The following is a 15629-nucleotide window of genomic DNA, read 5'->3' as shown; positions in this document are numbered from 1 at the left end:
TTCGCATGACAGATTTATTCCTCGCCCACTGCCGCGAACTGATCGGCCATGCGCATGTGCTGGTCGACGAACACGATGTCGCGCCCTACCTGACCGACTGGCGCGGCCGCTTTACCGGGCGCGCACGCGCCGTCCTGCTGCCGGCCGACCCAGGCCAGGTGGCCGGCCTGGTGCGCCTGTGCGCGGCGCACCGGGTGCCGGTCGTGCCGCAGGGCGGACGCACCGGCCTCGTCATCGGCAGCGTGCCGGACGAATCCGGCCAGGCCGTGGTGCTGTCGCTGCGCCGCCTGAACCGCATCCGCGCCGTCGACCCCGTCAACCGCACCATGACGGTGGACGCCGGCTGCATCCTGCACGACATCCAGCAGACCGCAGCCGCCTCGGGCATGCTGTTCCCGCTGTCGCTGGCGGCCGAAGGCAGCTGCACCATCGGCGGCAACCTGGCGACGAATGCCGGCGGCACCGGCGTGCTGCGCTACGGGAATACCCGCGAACTCTGCCTCGGCATCGAGCTCGTCACCGCCCAGGGCCAGCTGTGGGACGGCCTGCGCGGACTGCGCAAGGACAACACCGGCTACGACCTGCGCGACCTGTACATCGGCGCCGAAGGCACGCTGGGCGTGATCACCGGCGCGGTGCTGAAGCTGTTCCCGCAGCCGAAGGCCGGGATCACCGCGCTGGTGGCGCTGGACAGCTGCCGCGACGCGCTGGCGCTGCTGGGCCTGGCCCAGGAGACCGCCGGCCCGACCCTGACGGGTTACGAACTGATGAGCGACGTCTGCCTGCGCCTGGTCGGCAAGCACTTTCCCGGCCTGCCGCGGCCCTTCCCGGATACGCATCCGCAATACGCGCTGCTGGAACTGTCCAGCCACGAGTCCGAGCAGCACGCGGTGCGCCTGCTGGAAGCGACCATCGAGCGCGCGCTCGAAGCCGGGCTGGCCCAGGACGCCGTGGTCGCGACCTCGATCGCGCAGTCGCGCGCGCTGTGGGCGATCCGCGAGCACATCCCGCTGGCCCAGGCCGCGGACGGCAAGAACATCAAGCACGACATCTCGGTGCCGATCTCGCGCATCGCCGATTTCGTCGAGGCCACCGACGCCCTGCTCGAAAGCGCCTGGCCGGGCGTGCAGGTGGTCTGCTTCGGCCACCTGGGCGACGGCAACCTGCATTACAACATCGCACCGCCCGACGGCACGCCGCACGACGCCTTCCTGGCCTACCAGGGCGACATCAACCGCATCGTGCACGACAGCGTGGCGGGCTTCGCCGGCTCGATTTCCGCCGAGCACGGCGTCGGCGCCCTCAAGCGCGACGAACTGCCGCGCTACAAGGCGCAGGTCGAACTCGACCTGATGCGTGCCATCAAGGCCGCGCTGGACCCGCTGGGCATCATGAACCCTGGCAAAATTCTTTGACCAGGAGACCCGATGCTGCGCTTACCCACCCGCTTGTTCGCCGTCCTCGCCGCCTGCGCTTGCTGCACCATCCTGCACGCGCAGGCCGTCTATAAATGCCAGTCCGAGGGCAAGACCGCCTACAGCGACCGGCCCTGCGCCCACGGCGCATCGAGTGCGATGCCGCCGCCGGCCGGCATTTCCCTGTCCGACACCCTGGGCCCGCAGGGCGGCGATGCGCGTACCCTGCTGGAACTCGAAAAGGCCCGCATCGCCCGTGAAAAATCGCAGGAGAAGGAAGGCCGCGTCCAGGTCAGGGAAGCGCGCCTGATCCAGGCCCAGCGCAAGAAATGCGACCGGCTGCGCCTGCGCCGCAAGTGGGCGGAGGAAGACCTGGCACGCACCGCCCACGGCCCGAAGCACGAGGCTGCACGCCTCAAGCTGCGGCGCCAGGCCGAAGCCCTGGCGGTGGAATGTCCGGCCTAGGACTGCTGTCGCGCTGGCTGCTGTTCGGCGAGTGGCGCGCCCACCCGATGCGCGCCCTGCTGGCGGTGCTGGCGATCGCGGTCGGCGTCGCCATGGGTTTCGCCATTCACCTGATCAACGCCGCCGCGTTCAACGAATTCTCCGCCGCCATCCAGAGCCTGGCCGGCCAGGCCGACCTGCAGGTCGGCGGCCGCGAAGCCCAGTTCGACCAAGGCATCTACCCGCGCCTGGCCACCCACCAGGGCGTGGCAATCGCCTCGCCGGTGCTGGAAGTGAACGCCGCCCTGGCCGGCAGGCCGGGGGCGCTGCACATCGTCGGCCTGGACGCCCTGCGCGCCGGCTACGTGACGCCCGACCTGGCCGGCGTGCCGGAACCAGGCCGCGGCGCCGACCTGCTGGCCGACGACACCATCTTCCTCTCGCCCGCGGCGCAAAGCTGGCTGGGCCTGCGGACCGGCGACACCCTGCACCTGCGCGCCGGCACCGCCGACGTGGCGCTGCGCGTGGCCGGCCCGATCCTGCGCGCGCGCAGCGGGCAGCGCCTGGCGGTGATGGATATCGGCGCCCTGCAATGGCGCTTCCGCCAGCTGGGCAAGCTGTCGCGCGTGGACCTCAAGCTGCGCGAGGGCGTCGACCGCGCCGCTTTCGAACGCAGCCTGGCGGCGGAGTTGGAAAGCAGCTTCCCCGGCCGCTTCACGGTGGCGGCGCCGAACGACGCGCAGCAGGAAAGCCGCAACAATAACCTCAGCCGCGCCTACCGCGTGAACCTGACCGTGCTGGCCCTGGTGGCCCTGTTCACGGGCGCCTTCCTGGTGTTCTCGACCCAGGCCCTGTCGGTGCTGCGGCGGCGCAGCCAGTTCGCGCTGCTGCGCGTGCTCGGCCTGCCGCGCCGGCTGCTGTTGCGCCAGGTGCTGATCGAAGGCGCCAGCCTGGGCGTGATCGGTTCGCTGGCCGGCATCGGCGCCGGCTATGCGCTGGCCGCCGCCGCACTGGCCTTCTTCGGCGGCGACCTCGGCGCCGGCTATTTCTCGGGCGTGAAGCCCGCTGTCCACTTCACCCCGCTGGCGGCCTGCGTGTTCTTCCTGCTCGGCCTGGGCGTGGCCCTGCTGGGCTGCGCGGCGCCGGCCTGGGAAGCGGCGCGCGCGCGCCCGGCGGTCGCCCTCAAGTCGGGCAACGACGAAACGGCGCTGGAGCGCCTGTCGCGCATCTGGCCCTCGCTGCTCTGCCTCGGCGCCGCCGCGGCCTGCGCCTTCGCCCCGCCGGTGTTCGAACTGCCGCTGTTCGGCTACATCGCCGTCGCCCTGCTGCTGATCGGCGGGATCGGCCTGATGCCGCGCCTGGCGGCCAGTGCTTTTCGCCTGCTGAACCGCGTCCAGATGCGCCGGCAGGCCACGCATTCGTCGCCGGCGCCTTCGCCCGTGTTGAGCCTGGCCCTGGCGCGGCTGGCGAATGCGCCGGGCCAGGCCTCGATCGCGCTGGGCGGCGTGCTGGCCAGCTTTTCGCTGATGGTCGCGATGGGCATCATGGTGGCCAGCTTCCGCGTCTCGGTGGACGACTGGATGCTGCACATCCTGCCGGCCGACCTGTACGTGCGCACCGCCAACGGCGGCAATACCGGCGGACTCGGTCCCGCCGAACAGGCGGCCATCGCCGGCCTGCCCGGCGCCGCGCAGGCCGCCTTCCTGCGCACCCGTCCGCTGACGCTCGACCCGGCCCGCCCCGCCATCAACCTGATCGCGCGCGATCTCGATGCGGCCGACCCCGGCCGGATGCTGGCGCTGGTCGGCGCGCCCGCCGCGGCGCCGGCCGGCGAGCTGCCGGTGTGGGTCTCGGAAGCGATGACCGACCTGTACGGCTTCCATACCGGCCAGCGCATCACGCTGCCGCTGGGCGGGCGCCGGCAGCGCTTCTTCGTGGCCGGGGTCTGGCGCGACTACGCCAACCAGACCGGCTCGGTGGTGGTGCGCCTGGCCGACTACCGCCGCCTGACCGGCGACGGCACCGTCACCGACGCCGCGCTGTGGGCGGCCAAGGGCAGCTCCGCGGATGCCCTCGCCGCGCGCCTGCGCGCCCTGCCCTTCGGCGCCATCCTGCAGCTGGCCAGCCCCGGCGAGATCCGCGCCGCCAGCCTGAAGATCTTCGACCGCAGCTTCGCCGTGACCTACCTGCTGGAAGCGATCGCGATCGCCATCGGCCTGTCCGGCGTGGCCGCCACCTTCTCGGCCCAGACCCTGGCGCGCGCCCGCGAGTTCGGCATGCTGCGCCACGTCGGCGTCTCGCGCGGCCAGGTGCTGAAGATCCTGGCGCTCGAAGGCGGCGCGCTGACCGTGCTGGGCGTGGCCACCGGCTTCGCGCTCGGCCTCCTGATCAGCCTGATCCTGGTGTTCGTCGTGAATCCGCAGTCCTTCCACTGGACCATGCAGCTGCACCTGCCCTGGCCGCTGCTGGGCAGCGTGGCGGCGGTGCTGGTCCTGGCCGCCGTCGCCACGGCGCTGGTGTCGGGCCGCTATGCGCTGTCCGGCGGGCCGGTGCGGGCCGTCAGGGAGGACTGGTGATGCTCCGCCGTTTCTTCATCCTGCTGCTGGCCCTGGCCGGCGCAGTGCAGTCAAGCCAGGCGGCGGCGCCGCTCTTTGCGCCGGTGACGCCCGGCCGCGCCCTCGTTTTCCCGCAGGACTTCGGCGCCCATCCCGCGTACCGCACGGAGTGGTGGTACGTGACCGGCTGGCTGGCCGATGCCGACGGCAAGCCGCTCGGCTTCCAGGTCACCTTCTTCCGCAGCCGTACCGCACACGACCCGGCCAACCCCAGCGCCTTCGCGCCGAAACAGCTGATCATCGGCCACGCCGCCCTGTCCGACCCGGCCCGGGGACGGCTACTGCACGACCAGCGCAGCGCACGCGAAGGCTTCGGCCTGGCCTGGGCCAGGACCGGCGACACCGACGTCAAGCTCGAGGACTGGAGCATGCGGCGCGGCGCCGACGGCCGCTACCGGGTGTCGGTGCGCGGCGCCGACCTGGCTTTCGAGCTGGCGCTGGCGCCGACCCAGCCGGTGCTGCTCGAGGGCGAAGCCGGTTTTTCGCAGAAAGGTCCGCAAGCGGAACACGCCAGTTATTATTACAGCCAGCCGCAGCTGCTGGTATCGGGCACCGTCACCCGCGCCGGCAAGGCGATCGGGGTCAAGGGCACGGCCTGGCTCGACCACGAATGGTCCAGCCAGGTGCTGGACACGAATGCGGCCGGCTGGGACTGGACCGGGATCAACCTCGACGACGGCGGCGCGCTGATGGCCTTCCAGATCCGCGCGAAGGACGGCGCCAAGCTCTGGGCCCACGCCACCCTGCGCGACGCCGCCGGCCGCCTCAGCCAGTTCGGCCCCGATCAGGTATCGTTTACCCCCCGGGCGCGCTGGAAGTCGCCGCGCACCGGCGCCAGCTACCCGGTGGCGACCACCATCGCGACCGGCGCGCTGAACTGGCAGCTGACGCCCCTGCAGCAGGACCAGGAACTCGACTCGCGCCGCTCGACCGGCGCGGTGTACTGGGAAGGCGCGGTGGGCGTCGCCCGCGACGGCCGGCCGGTGGGCCGCGGCTACCTCGAGCTGACCGGCTACGTCGACCCGCTGCATCTTTGACGGCCCGACTTTGACTCACCTTTACGAAACAAGAAGAAGCAACGAGACATGACCAAGAGCTCTACCCTTTCCAGCAACGCCGCCGAATCCGCCAGCCGCAAGGGCACCTTCGCCGCCCTGGCCCGCCTGCTGCCTTTCCTGCGTCCCTACCGCCGCCAGTTCATGCTGGCCGGGATCGCCCTGGTGGTTGCCGCCGCCGCCACCCTGGCCATTCCCTACGCCTTCAAGCAGATGATCGACCACGGCTTCGGGGCCGCCGCCGGCGGGCGCAGCATCGAGAACGTCAACGCCACCTTCCTGGCGCTGTTCGGCGTGGCGGCCGTGCTGGGCGTGGCGACCGCGGCGCGCTTCTACATGGTGTCCTGGCTGGGCGAGCGGGTCACGGCCGACATCCGGAGCGCGGTCTACCGCCACGTGGTGCAGCAGAGCCCTGAATTCTTCGAGTCCACCCGCACCGGCGAAGTGCTGTCGCGCCTGACCACCGACACCACCCTGATCCAGTCCGTGGTCGGGACCAGCATTTCGCTGGCGCTGCGCAATACCCTGCTGTTCGCCGGCGGCCTGGCGATGCTGTTCGTGACCAGCGCCAAGCTGACCTCGATCATCCTCGGCCTGCTGGTGCTGGTGGTGGTGCCGATCGTGCTGTTCGGGCGGCGCGTGCGCAAGCTCTCGCGCGATTCCCAGGACCGCATCGCCGACGCCTCCGCGCTGGCCGGCGAAATCCTCAACGCCATGCCGACCGTGCAGGCCTTTACCGGCGAGAAGCGCGAGGCCCAGCGCTTCGGCGCTTCGGTCGAACACGCCTTCCAGACCGCGATGCGGCGCATCCGCGCGCGCTCCATCCTCACCATGCTGGCCATCGTGCTGGTGTTCGGCGCGATCGTCTTCGTGCTGTGGCTGGGCGCGCATGCGGTGCTGGCCGGGACCATGACCGGCGGCGACCTCGGCCAGTTCATCCTGTACGCCTCGATCGTCTCGGGCGCGGTCGGCGCCCTGTCCGAAGTGATGGGCGAGGCCCAGCGCGCGGCCGGCGCCGCCGAACGCCTGCTGGAACTGCTGTCGCTGCGCTCCAGCATCGGCAGCCCGCAACATCCGAAGCCGCTGCCGCCGCGCAAGGTGGGCGGCGCCGCCCTCGAGCTGCTCGATGTCGGCTTTTCCTACCCGTCGCGCCCGGACCATGCGGCGCTGGCGCACCTGGACCTGTCGATCCTGCCGGGCGAGACGGTGGCGATCGTCGGACCGTCCGGCGCCGGCAAGACCACCCTGTTCCAGCTCCTGCTGCGCTTCTACGATCCGCAGTCCGGCAAGATCCAGCTGGACGGGGTCGACATCCGCGAACTCGAGCTGCACACCCTGCGCGGCGCGATCGGCATCGTGCCCCAGGATACGGTGATCTTCTCGGCCAACGCCATGGAAAACATCCGCTACGGCCGCCCGGACGCCAGCGACCTTGAAGTCATCGCCGCGGCGAAGATGGCGGCCGCGCACGAGTTCATCGAGCGCCTGCCGCAAGGCTATGGCTCCTACCTGGGCGAGCGCGGCGTGCGCCTGTCCGGCGGGCAGCGCCAGCGCATCGCGATCGCCCGTGCACTGCTGAAGAACCCGCCGCTGCTGCTGCTCGACGAGGCGACCAGCGCGCTGGACGCCGAATCCGAGCGCCTGGTGCAGAGCGCGCTGGAAGCAGCGATGGTCGGCCGCACCACCCTGATCATCGCCCACCGCCTGGCGACCGTGCAGCGCGCCGACCGGATCATCGTGATGGAGGACGGCCGCATCGTCGAAACCGGCAACCATGCCTCGCTGGTGGCGCTGGGCGGGATCTACGCGAACCTGGCGGCGCTGCAGTTCCACAACGTGCAGGTCGTGCATTGACCAAAAGATGATACTCAAATATTAATTTGTTGTATCAATACGTCGGGCCGGCGGGTTTCGATAGTTGCCGTGTGGATACTTCCCGTATCATGTCGGGATTCATTCCGCATACACGAGATCCATGAACAAACGTCTGTTCGACGTCTCGAGCTGGTCGGTCGGCTCGAAGATCACCGTTTTCACCTTCGCCCTCGTCGGCCTGATCCTGGCCGCCCTCGTCACCGTCATCAGCTGGACCACCTCCAGCATCCTGCAGGGCCGCGCGGAGGTCAACGTGAAGGCCGAGCTGCGCAGCGTGATGGCCACCGTCGAGATGTTCGACAAGGCCGTCTCCAGCGAAGCGACCGCCTTCGGCCGGATCTTCGCCGCCGGCCTGCCGGGCGGCTTCAGCCTCGACACCGCCAACCCGATCGCCGTGGGCGGCAAGCAGGTGCCGGCGCTGCTCCAGAAGGGCAAGCCGCTGAACCTCGATTTCAGCGCGCCCGACGAATTCACCCGCACCACCGGCGGCAACGCCACCATCTTCGTGGCCAGCGGCGAGGACTTCGTGCGCATCAGCACCTCGGTGCGCAAGGAAAACGGCGAGCGCGCGGTCGGCACCATGCTCGACCACGCCAGCCCGGCCTATGCCAAGGTGCGCGCCGGCAAGCCCTACGTCGGCCTGATCACCCTGTTCGGCAAGCAGACCATCACCGACTACGAGCCCGTGCTCGATGCGTCGGGCAAGGTCATCGCCGTGCTCTACGTGGGCGTCGACATCAGCGCCGACCTCGCCGTGCTGAAGCAGCGCATCAAGAGCATGAAGGTGGGCGACTCCGGCTACATCTACGTGCTGAACGCGGCGCCCGGCAAGAACCTGGGCGAGGTGCTGGTCCACCCGACCAGGGAAGGCCAGAACATGCTCGCCAGCCGCGATGCGGCCGGACGCGACTACGTGCGCGAGATGCTGGCCGCGAAGGAAGGCCTCACCACCTACACCGTGCAGAACGCGGACGACGCCGCCCCGCGCAAGCGCCTGGTGGCCTACACCCTGTTCGAGGACTGGAACTGGCTGATCGCCGGCGGCACCTATGAAGACGAAATCGTCCAGGAAGCGGCGCGCCTGCGCAACCATGCGATCCTCAGCGGCCTGGTGGCGCTGGCCATCTTCGCGGCGATCCTCCATGCGGTCATCAAGCGCACCGTCACCCGCCCCCTGGGCGAAGCCCGCGACGCCGCCGTGCGCATGGCCCAGGGCGACCTGAGCGTCGCGCTGGCATCGAGCCGGCGCGACGAGATCGGCCGCCTGGCCGCCGCCATGGACGAGATCGGCAAGGGTCTCTCGAACGTGGTCGGCCGGGTGCGCGGCGGCGCCGAGCAGATCGCCAGCGCGTCCAGCGAGATCTCGTCCGGCAACCTGGACCTGTGCGCGCGCACCGAACAGCAGGCCGCGACCCTGGCCGCCACCGCCAGCTCGATGCAGGACCTGACCGAGACCGTGCGCCAGAACGCCGGCGACGCCCACCAGGCCAACCAGCTGGCCGTGAACACCTCGATGGTGGCCGAGGAAGGCGGCCGCATGGTCGGCCAGGTGATCGAGCGCATGGAAGCGATCCGGCAGTCCTCCGGCCGCATCAAGGACATCATCGGCGTGATCGACGGGATCGCCTTCCAGACCAACATCCTGGCGCTGAACGCGGCGGTCGAAGCGGCGCGCGCCGGCGAACAGGGCCGCGGTTTCGCGGTCGTCGCTTCCGAAGTGCGCAACCTGGCGCAGCGCTCGGCCGCGGCGGCGAAAGAGATCAAGGCCCTGATCGAAGCCTCGGGCGCCGAGGTCGACGCCGGCAGCCGCCTGGTGCAGGAAGCCGGCGCCACGATGAGCGAGGTGCTGGGCAGCGCCGGACAGGTCACCGCCATCATGGGCCGGATCAGCGCCGCCAGCACCGAGCAGACCGGCGACATCGAGAACATCAACCGCGCGATCGGCGAGATGGACCAGGCCACCCAGCACAACGCGGCGCTGGTCGAGCAGGCCAGCGCGGCGGCCCAGGCGATGCAGGAACAGGCCGACGAGCTGGCGCGCGCCGTGCGCCTGTTCAAGCTCGACGGCGCGCAGGCCGCGGCGGCCGCCGGCCGGCCGGCACTCGTCAGCTACTGAGGTTTCGGTGTACAGTGGCGCGGTCAACATTGTCCGCGCCACTGGAGTGTCTCTTGAGCGATACCGAACTGCTTGCCCGCTGCACCACCATCCTTCCCGGCCACCGCGCGCGCCGGCCCGCCGAGACGTTTTCCGCCATGGCCGCCTGGTGCGAAGCGAATGGCCTCAGCCATGACATCTACGGCGACGGCGCCGTGGTGCAGGACTTCGAACGCAAAGTCGCCGACCTGCTCGGCTTCGAAGCCGCGGTATTCTGCATTTCCGGCACCATGACCCAGGTGACGGCGCTGCGCCTGGCCGCGATGGACCGCGGCATGGCCCCGGTCGCCCTGCACCCGACCTCCCACATCATCGTCCACGAACGCTCCAACTACCAGCTGCTCGGCCACTTCGACGCCCTGCAGATCGGCGACCGCCACCGTCCGTGGAGCGCCGCCGACATCACGTCGGTGCCGGACCGGCTGTCGGCCGTGGCGCTGGAGATCCCGATGCGCGAGATCGGCGGCCAGCTCTCCGACTGGGACGAGCTCGCGGCCATCAAGGCGCATTGCAAGGCGCAGGACATCCACCTGCACATGGACGGCGCGCGCCTGTGGGAAGCGGCGGCCGGCTATGGCCGCCCCGTGGCCGAGATCGCGGCCGGCTTCGACAGCGTCTATGTCTCGCTGTACAAGGGCATCGGCGGCCTGGGCGGGGCGATGCTGCTGGGCTCCCGGGCATTCGTGGCGCGCGCCTCGGAGTGGTTCAAGCGCCAGGGCGGCAATGTCGTCCACCGCTCGCCCTATGTGGTCGCGGCGGCGATGCAGTTCGATGCGCGCCTGGCCAGCATGCCGGCCCTGTTCCGCCGCACCGAGTTCCTGTATGACGTCCTGCGCGACCATCCCGCCATCAAAGTGAACCCGGCCCGCCCGCAGGCCAACATGCTGCACATCCACCTGCCGGTGAGCCGCGAGCGTGCGCTCGAGATCCGCCGCAAGCTCGCGGCCGAGCATGGGGTCTGGATCTTCAACCGCGTCAGCCACGGCGCCCTGCCGGACAGCAGCTACTTCGAAGTCTACGTGGGCGACAACCTGCTCGACGCGCCGGATGGCCGGGTGCGCGAAGTGGCGGCCTTGCTGGCGGCCGAGCTGATGTCGGCGCAGGCAGCCATCGGTTAAAATGGCATTTTTTTCACCTGTACTTACCCGATGCGCCAATATTCAGACCTGATGCGCCATGTGCGCGATCATGGCGCGGTCAAGACCGACCGCACCGGCACCGGCACGCGTTCCGTGTTCGGCTACCAGATGCGCTTCAACCTGCAGGACGGCTTCCCGCTGGTCACGACCAAGAAGGTGCACCTGAAGTCCATCATCCATGAGCTGATCTGGTTCCTGGCCGGCTCGACCAACATCGCCTACCTGAAGGAAAACGGCGTCTCGATCTGGGACGAGTGGGCCGACGCGAACGGCGAACTGGGCCCGATCTACGGCTACCAGTGGCGCAGCTGGCCGACCCCTGACGGCGGCCACATCGACCAGGTCAGCCAGGTGCTCGAGCAGATCAGGAACAATCCGGACTCGCGCCGGATGATCGTCTCGGCCTGGAACGTGGCCGACGTGCCGCAGATGAAGCTGCCGCCCTGCCACGCCTTCTTCCAGTTCTACGTGGCCGACGGCAGGCTGTCCTGCCAGCTCTACCAGCGCAGCGCCGACATCTTCCTGGGCGTGCCCTTCAATATCGCCTCGTACGCGCTGCTGACCCACATGATGGCGCAGCAGGCCGGGCTCGAGGTCGGCGATTTCGTCTGGACCGGCGGCGACTGCCACCTGTATTCGAACCACCTGGAACAGGTCGAGCTGCAGCTGTCGCGCGCGGAGCGTCCGCTGCCGAAGCTGGTCATCAAGCGCAAGCCGGATTCACTGTTCGACTACAGGTTCGAGGACTTCGAGGTGGTCGGCTACGATCCGCATCCCGCAATCAAGGCGCCGGTGGCGGTGTAAGAGATGAGCACGCAACTGACCCTCGTCGTCGCGATGGACGCCCAGCGCGGCATCGGCGTCGACAACAAGCTGCCCTGGCACCTGCCCGAGGACCTGGCCCACTTCAAGCGGGTCACGCTCGGCCATCCGATCATCATGGGCCGCAAGACCTTCGATTCGATCGGCCGCCCGCTGCCCAAGCGCCGCAACATCGTCGTCACCCGGAATGCGGACTGGTCGCGCGAAGGCGTCGAGGTGGCAGGCTCGCTGGAAGCGGCGATCGCCCTGGCCGGCGGCCGGGGCGGCGATGCTGTGGCCAGTATCATCGGCGGCGCCCAGATCTTCAATGAATCGATGGCCTTCGCCGACCGCATGATCGTCACCCACATCGACGGCGCCTACCGCTGCGATACCTTCTTCCCCGAGATCGATCCGGCCGTCTGGGCCGAGACCGCGCGCGAAGAACACCGCTCGGCGGAGGGCGTCGCGTTCGCCTTCGTCACCTACGAACGCAGGAAATAAGGGAGCCCCCATCATGTCCGGACACGGTTTTCACGTACATGGACCGCATGACCACGCGGTCGAACACGTCGCCCAGCATGGCAGCGACGGCTTCTCGAACAATATCGCCGTCATGACCGCGGTGCTGGCCACGGTCGGCGCGCTGTTCGGCTACCTGGGCGGCGCAACCCAGAACGACGCCGCCCTCTTCAAGAACAACGCGGCGATCGCCAAGACCACGGCGGCGAACTCCTGGAACTACTACCAGGCCAAGTCGAACAAGCAGAACCTGGCCGAGCTGGCGTCTTCGCTGCCCGGCATGCCCGAGCCGACCCAGGCGAAGTACAAGGCCGACGTTGCGCGCTACGAGGGCGAAAAAGGCGGCATCAAGAAGGAAGCCGAAAAATACGAGGCCCAGTCGGACGAGTGGAACCACAAATCGGAAGCCGCCATGCACACCCACCACCAGTGGGCGCTGGCCACCACCGCCGAGCAGATCGCGATCTCGCTGGCGGCGATCACCCTGCTGACGCGGCGCCGCTGGCTGCTGAGCGTCACCTACGTGGTGGCCGCGATCGGCTTCGCGCTGGGCGCCTTCGCCTGGCTGCACGTGGATCCGCTCGGGGCGCTGCTGGCCGGCGGCGCGGCCGCGCATTGAGCCCGTTTCGACCCTAGCGGTAGTGCTTCGCCAGCATCGCGTGCCGGTGCTGGAACAGCTTCGTCACGAAAAAGCCCACGATAGGGGCGGCGAAGCGCGGCGTGAATTCCAGGCTGTCCGTTACCGTCGCGCCCTCCGCGGCCGGCGTGATGGTGCGCTCATGGCGCCAGCTCTTCATCGACAGCAGCGGCGACTGTTCGACGAAGCGGCGCCCCGGCTCCATCTCGACGAAGGTCAGGCGCGACAGGTCGACCGGCAGGAGGCCCAGCAGCAGGAAGGGACAGTTGCCCAGCGGGGTGCCGAGGCCGCTGCCGTCGCGCGGGATATGCGTCATCCCCTTCGGAAAATCGAGCTTCAGCAGGGGCCGCATCTCCGCGGCGGCGCCGCGCACGGAAGTGCTCCAGTCCCACAGCTCGGCGGGCGAGACCGGGAGGGTGCTTTCGAACTGGACGCGAATGGTGCGGATGATGGGCCTCGCCTGTATAGTTGCAATGCAGCGTACACTCTACCATCGTTTGGGCCGGCGCAATCGGCCAAGATTGCTTACGGAGCAACAACGGTGCGCCATGATCGCCCGAGTCTGGCTAACCTAGCAAAAAAATTGCGCCGACTTGCGGAAATTCTGCGAAAATCCGCTTCTATTTTTTTTCGGTGCCGTGCCCGGCCATCTACCGCTCAGGAAGATGGGGTGCACGGCGCTTCGCTTTGGAGCTGTCCATGAAATTTCGATTCCCTATCGTCATCATTGACGAGGACTTCCGTTCCGAGAACACCTCGGGCCTCGGCATTCGCGCGCTGGCCGCCGCGATGGAGAAAGAAGGCATGGAAGTGCTGGGCCTGACCAGCTACGGCGACCTGTCCCAGTTCGCCCAGCAGCAGTCGCGCGCCTCGGCCTTCGTGCTGTCGATCGACGACGAGGAATTCGGCGGCGGGACACTCGAAGAGACCAACTTCGCGCTGGCCGCGCTGCGCGCCTTCGTGCAGGAGATCCGCCACAAGAACTCGGACATCCCGATCTACATCTACGGCGAGACCCGCACCAGCCGCCACATCCCGAACGACATCCTGAAGGAGCTGCACGGCTTCATCCACATGTTCGAGGACACGCCGGAATTCGTCGCGCGCCACATCATCCGCGAAGCCAAGGCCTACCTGGACAGCCTGGCGCCGCCCTTCTTCCGCGCCCTGGTCAACTACGCCAACGACGGTTCCTATTCCTGGCACTGCCCCGGCCACTCGGGCGGCGTCGCCTTCCTGAAGTCGCCGATCGGCCAGATGTTCCACCAGTTCTTCGGCGAGAACATGCTGCGCGCCGACGTCTGCAACGCGGTCGAGGAACTGGGCCAGTTATTGGACCATACCGGCCCGGTGGCGAAGTCCGAGCGCAACGCCGCGCGCATCTACAACGCCGACCACTGCTACTTCGTCACCAACGGCACCTCGACCTCGAACAAGATGGTCTGGCACTCGACCGTGGCGCCGGGCGACATCGTCGTGGTCGACCGTAACTGCCACAAGTCGATCCTGCACTCGATCATCATGTGCGGCGCGATCCCGGTGTTCCTGATGCCGACCCGGAACAACCTCGGCATCATCGGCCCGATCCCGCTGGAAGAGTTCACGCCCGAATCGATCGCCCGCAAGATCGAAGCCAATCCGTTCGCGCGCGAAGCCAAGAACAAGAAGCCGCGCATCCTGACCATCACGCAGTCGACCTACGACGGCGTGGTGTACAACGTCGAGACGCTGCGCGAAATGCTGGACGGGAAAATCGACACCCTGCACTTCGACGAAGCCTGGATCCCGCACGCGACCTTCCACGACTTCTACAAGAACATGCACGCGATCGGCCGCGACCGTCCGCGCGCCAAGGAATCGATGATCTTCTCGACCCAGTCGACGCACAAGCTGCTGGCCGGCCTCTCGCAGGCCTCGCAGGTGCTGGTGCGCGAATCCGAGACCGTCAAGCTGGACCAGGACGCCTTCAACGAGGCCTACCTGATGCACACCTCGACCTCGCCGCAGTACTCGATCATCGCGTCCTGCGACGTCGCCGCGGCGATGATGGAAGCGCCGGGCGGCACCGCCCTGGTCGAAGAGTCGATCTACGAATCGCTGGACTTCCGCCGCGCGATGCAGAAGGTCGACGAGGAAATCGGCGACGACTGGTGGTTCAAGGTCTGGGGCCCGCAGGTCACCAGCGAGGAAGGCATCGGCACCCAGGCCGACTGGATGATCCATGCCGAGGACACCTGGCACGGCTTCGGCAAGCTGGCCGAAGGCTTCAACATGCTCGACCCGATCAAGGCGACGGTGGTGACGCCGGGCCTGTCGCTGGACGGCAGCTTCGACGCTTCCGGCATCCCGGCCTCGATCGTGACCAAGTACCTGGCCGAGCACGGCGTGATCATCGAGAAGTGCGGCCTGTATTCCTTCTTCATCCTGTTCACGATCGGCATCACCAAGGGCCGCTGGAACACGCTGGTCACCGCCCTGCAGCAGTTCAAGGACGACTACGACCGCAACCAGCCGATGTGGCGCATCATGCCGGAGTTCACCGCGGCGAATCCGCGCTACGAAGCCTGGGGCCTGCGCGACCTGTGCCAGTCGATCCACGACTTCTATAAATCCCGCGACGTGGCGCGCCTGACCACCGAGATGTATTTATCAGACATGATCCCGGCGATGAAGCCCTCGGACGCCTTCGCCAAGATGGCGCACCGCGAGATCGAGCGCGTGGCGATCGAAGACCTGGAAGGCCGCATCACCGCGATCCTGCTGACCCCCTACCCGCCGGGCATCCCGCTCTTGATCCCGGGCGAGCGCTTCAACAGGACCATCGTCGACTACCTGCGCTTCGCACGCGACTTCAACGAGCGCTTCCCTGGCTTCGAGACCGACGTGCACGGACTGGTCAAGCGCGAAGTCGACGGCAAGCTGGGCTACTTCGTGGATTGCGTCAGGCAGGATTGATCGTCCGGCCATGAAC

The 15629-nt window shown here is 68.4% G+C and carries 12 protein-coding genes; 11 read left to right on the top strand and 1 reads right to left on the bottom strand.

The genetic code is table 11. The features are described 5' to 3' along the window. The first annotated feature begins 5 nt into the window (after positions 1-5). From AM586_RS00925 to AM586_RS00880, 10 genes are all read left to right on the top strand, one after another. Complete coding sequence (locus AM586_RS00925; RefSeq protein WP_047825944.1) at positions 6-1415, top strand: FAD-binding oxidoreductase; 1410 nt, start codon at positions 6-8, stop codon at positions 1413-1415. A 12-nt stretch (positions 1416-1427) separates the two neighbouring features. Beyond that, complete coding sequence (locus AM586_RS00920; RefSeq protein ID WP_047825943.1) at positions 1428-1880, top strand: DUF4124 domain-containing protein; 453 nt, start codon at positions 1428-1430, stop codon at positions 1878-1880. Further along, positions 1868-4435, top strand: coding sequence for an ABC transporter permease (locus tag AM586_RS00915; protein WP_047825942.1), 2568 nt, complete (start codon positions 1868-1870; stop codon positions 4433-4435). The genes AM586_RS00920 and AM586_RS00915 overlap by 13 nt, the downstream gene beginning before the upstream one ends. After that, positions 4435-5511 (top strand): lipocalin-like domain-containing protein, encoded by a 1077-nt coding sequence (locus tag AM586_RS00910; RefSeq protein WP_047825941.1) that lies wholly within the window; start codon positions 4435-4437, stop codon positions 5509-5511. Before AM586_RS00915 ends, AM586_RS00910 begins: the two co-directional genes overlap by 1 nt. 48 nt (positions 5512-5559) lie before the next feature. Then, positions 5560-7383, top strand: coding sequence for an ABC transporter transmembrane domain-containing protein (locus AM586_RS00905; RefSeq protein WP_047825940.1), 1824 nt, complete (start codon positions 5560-5562; stop codon positions 7381-7383). A 121-nt stretch (positions 7384-7504) separates the two neighbouring features. After that, complete coding sequence (locus AM586_RS00900; RefSeq protein ID WP_047825939.1) at positions 7505-9520, top strand: methyl-accepting chemotaxis protein; 2016 nt, start codon at positions 7505-7507, stop codon at positions 9518-9520. A 53-nt stretch (positions 9521-9573) separates the two neighbouring features. Then, complete coding sequence (locus AM586_RS00895) at positions 9574-10677, top strand: low specificity L-threonine aldolase (protein WP_047825938.1); 1104 nt, start codon at positions 9574-9576, stop codon at positions 10675-10677. 30 nt (positions 10678-10707) lie between these two features. Then, complete coding sequence (gene thyA, locus AM586_RS00890) at positions 10708-11502, top strand: thymidylate synthase (RefSeq protein WP_047825937.1); 795 nt, start codon at positions 10708-10710, stop codon at positions 11500-11502. Between the two features lie 3 nt (positions 11503-11505). Beyond that, complete coding sequence (locus AM586_RS00885) at positions 11506-12003, top strand: dihydrofolate reductase (RefSeq protein WP_047825936.1); 498 nt, start codon at positions 11506-11508, stop codon at positions 12001-12003. Between the two features lie 13 nt (positions 12004-12016). Continuing rightward, positions 12017-12640: a DUF4337 domain-containing protein gene (locus tag AM586_RS00880; protein ID WP_047825935.1), complete on the top strand. Its 624-nt coding sequence runs from the start codon at positions 12017-12019 to the stop codon at positions 12638-12640. Between the two features lie 13 nt (positions 12641-12653). On the opposite strand, the gene AM586_RS00875 is transcribed toward AM586_RS00880, so the two are convergent. After that, a complete protein-coding gene (locus AM586_RS00875) occupies positions 12654-13031 on the bottom strand; it encodes a hypothetical protein (protein WP_082439573.1) in 378 nt (125 codons plus the stop codon). 326 nt (positions 13032-13357) lie between these two features. On the opposite strand from AM586_RS00875, the gene AM586_RS00870 reads away from it, so the two are divergent. After that, positions 13358-15613 (top strand): arginine/lysine/ornithine decarboxylase, encoded by a 2256-nt coding sequence (locus AM586_RS00870; protein WP_047825934.1) that lies wholly within the window; start codon positions 13358-13360, stop codon positions 15611-15613. The last annotated feature ends 16 nt before the right edge of the window (positions 15614-15629 follow it).

The sequence above is a fragment of the Massilia sp. WG5 genome (genome assembly GCF_001412595.2).
Classification (GTDB): Bacteria; Pseudomonadota; Gammaproteobacteria; order Burkholderiales; family Burkholderiaceae_D; genus Telluria.
Note: the sequence above shows the minus strand (reverse complement) of the source record. Positions and strands in the feature narration are given on the sequence as shown.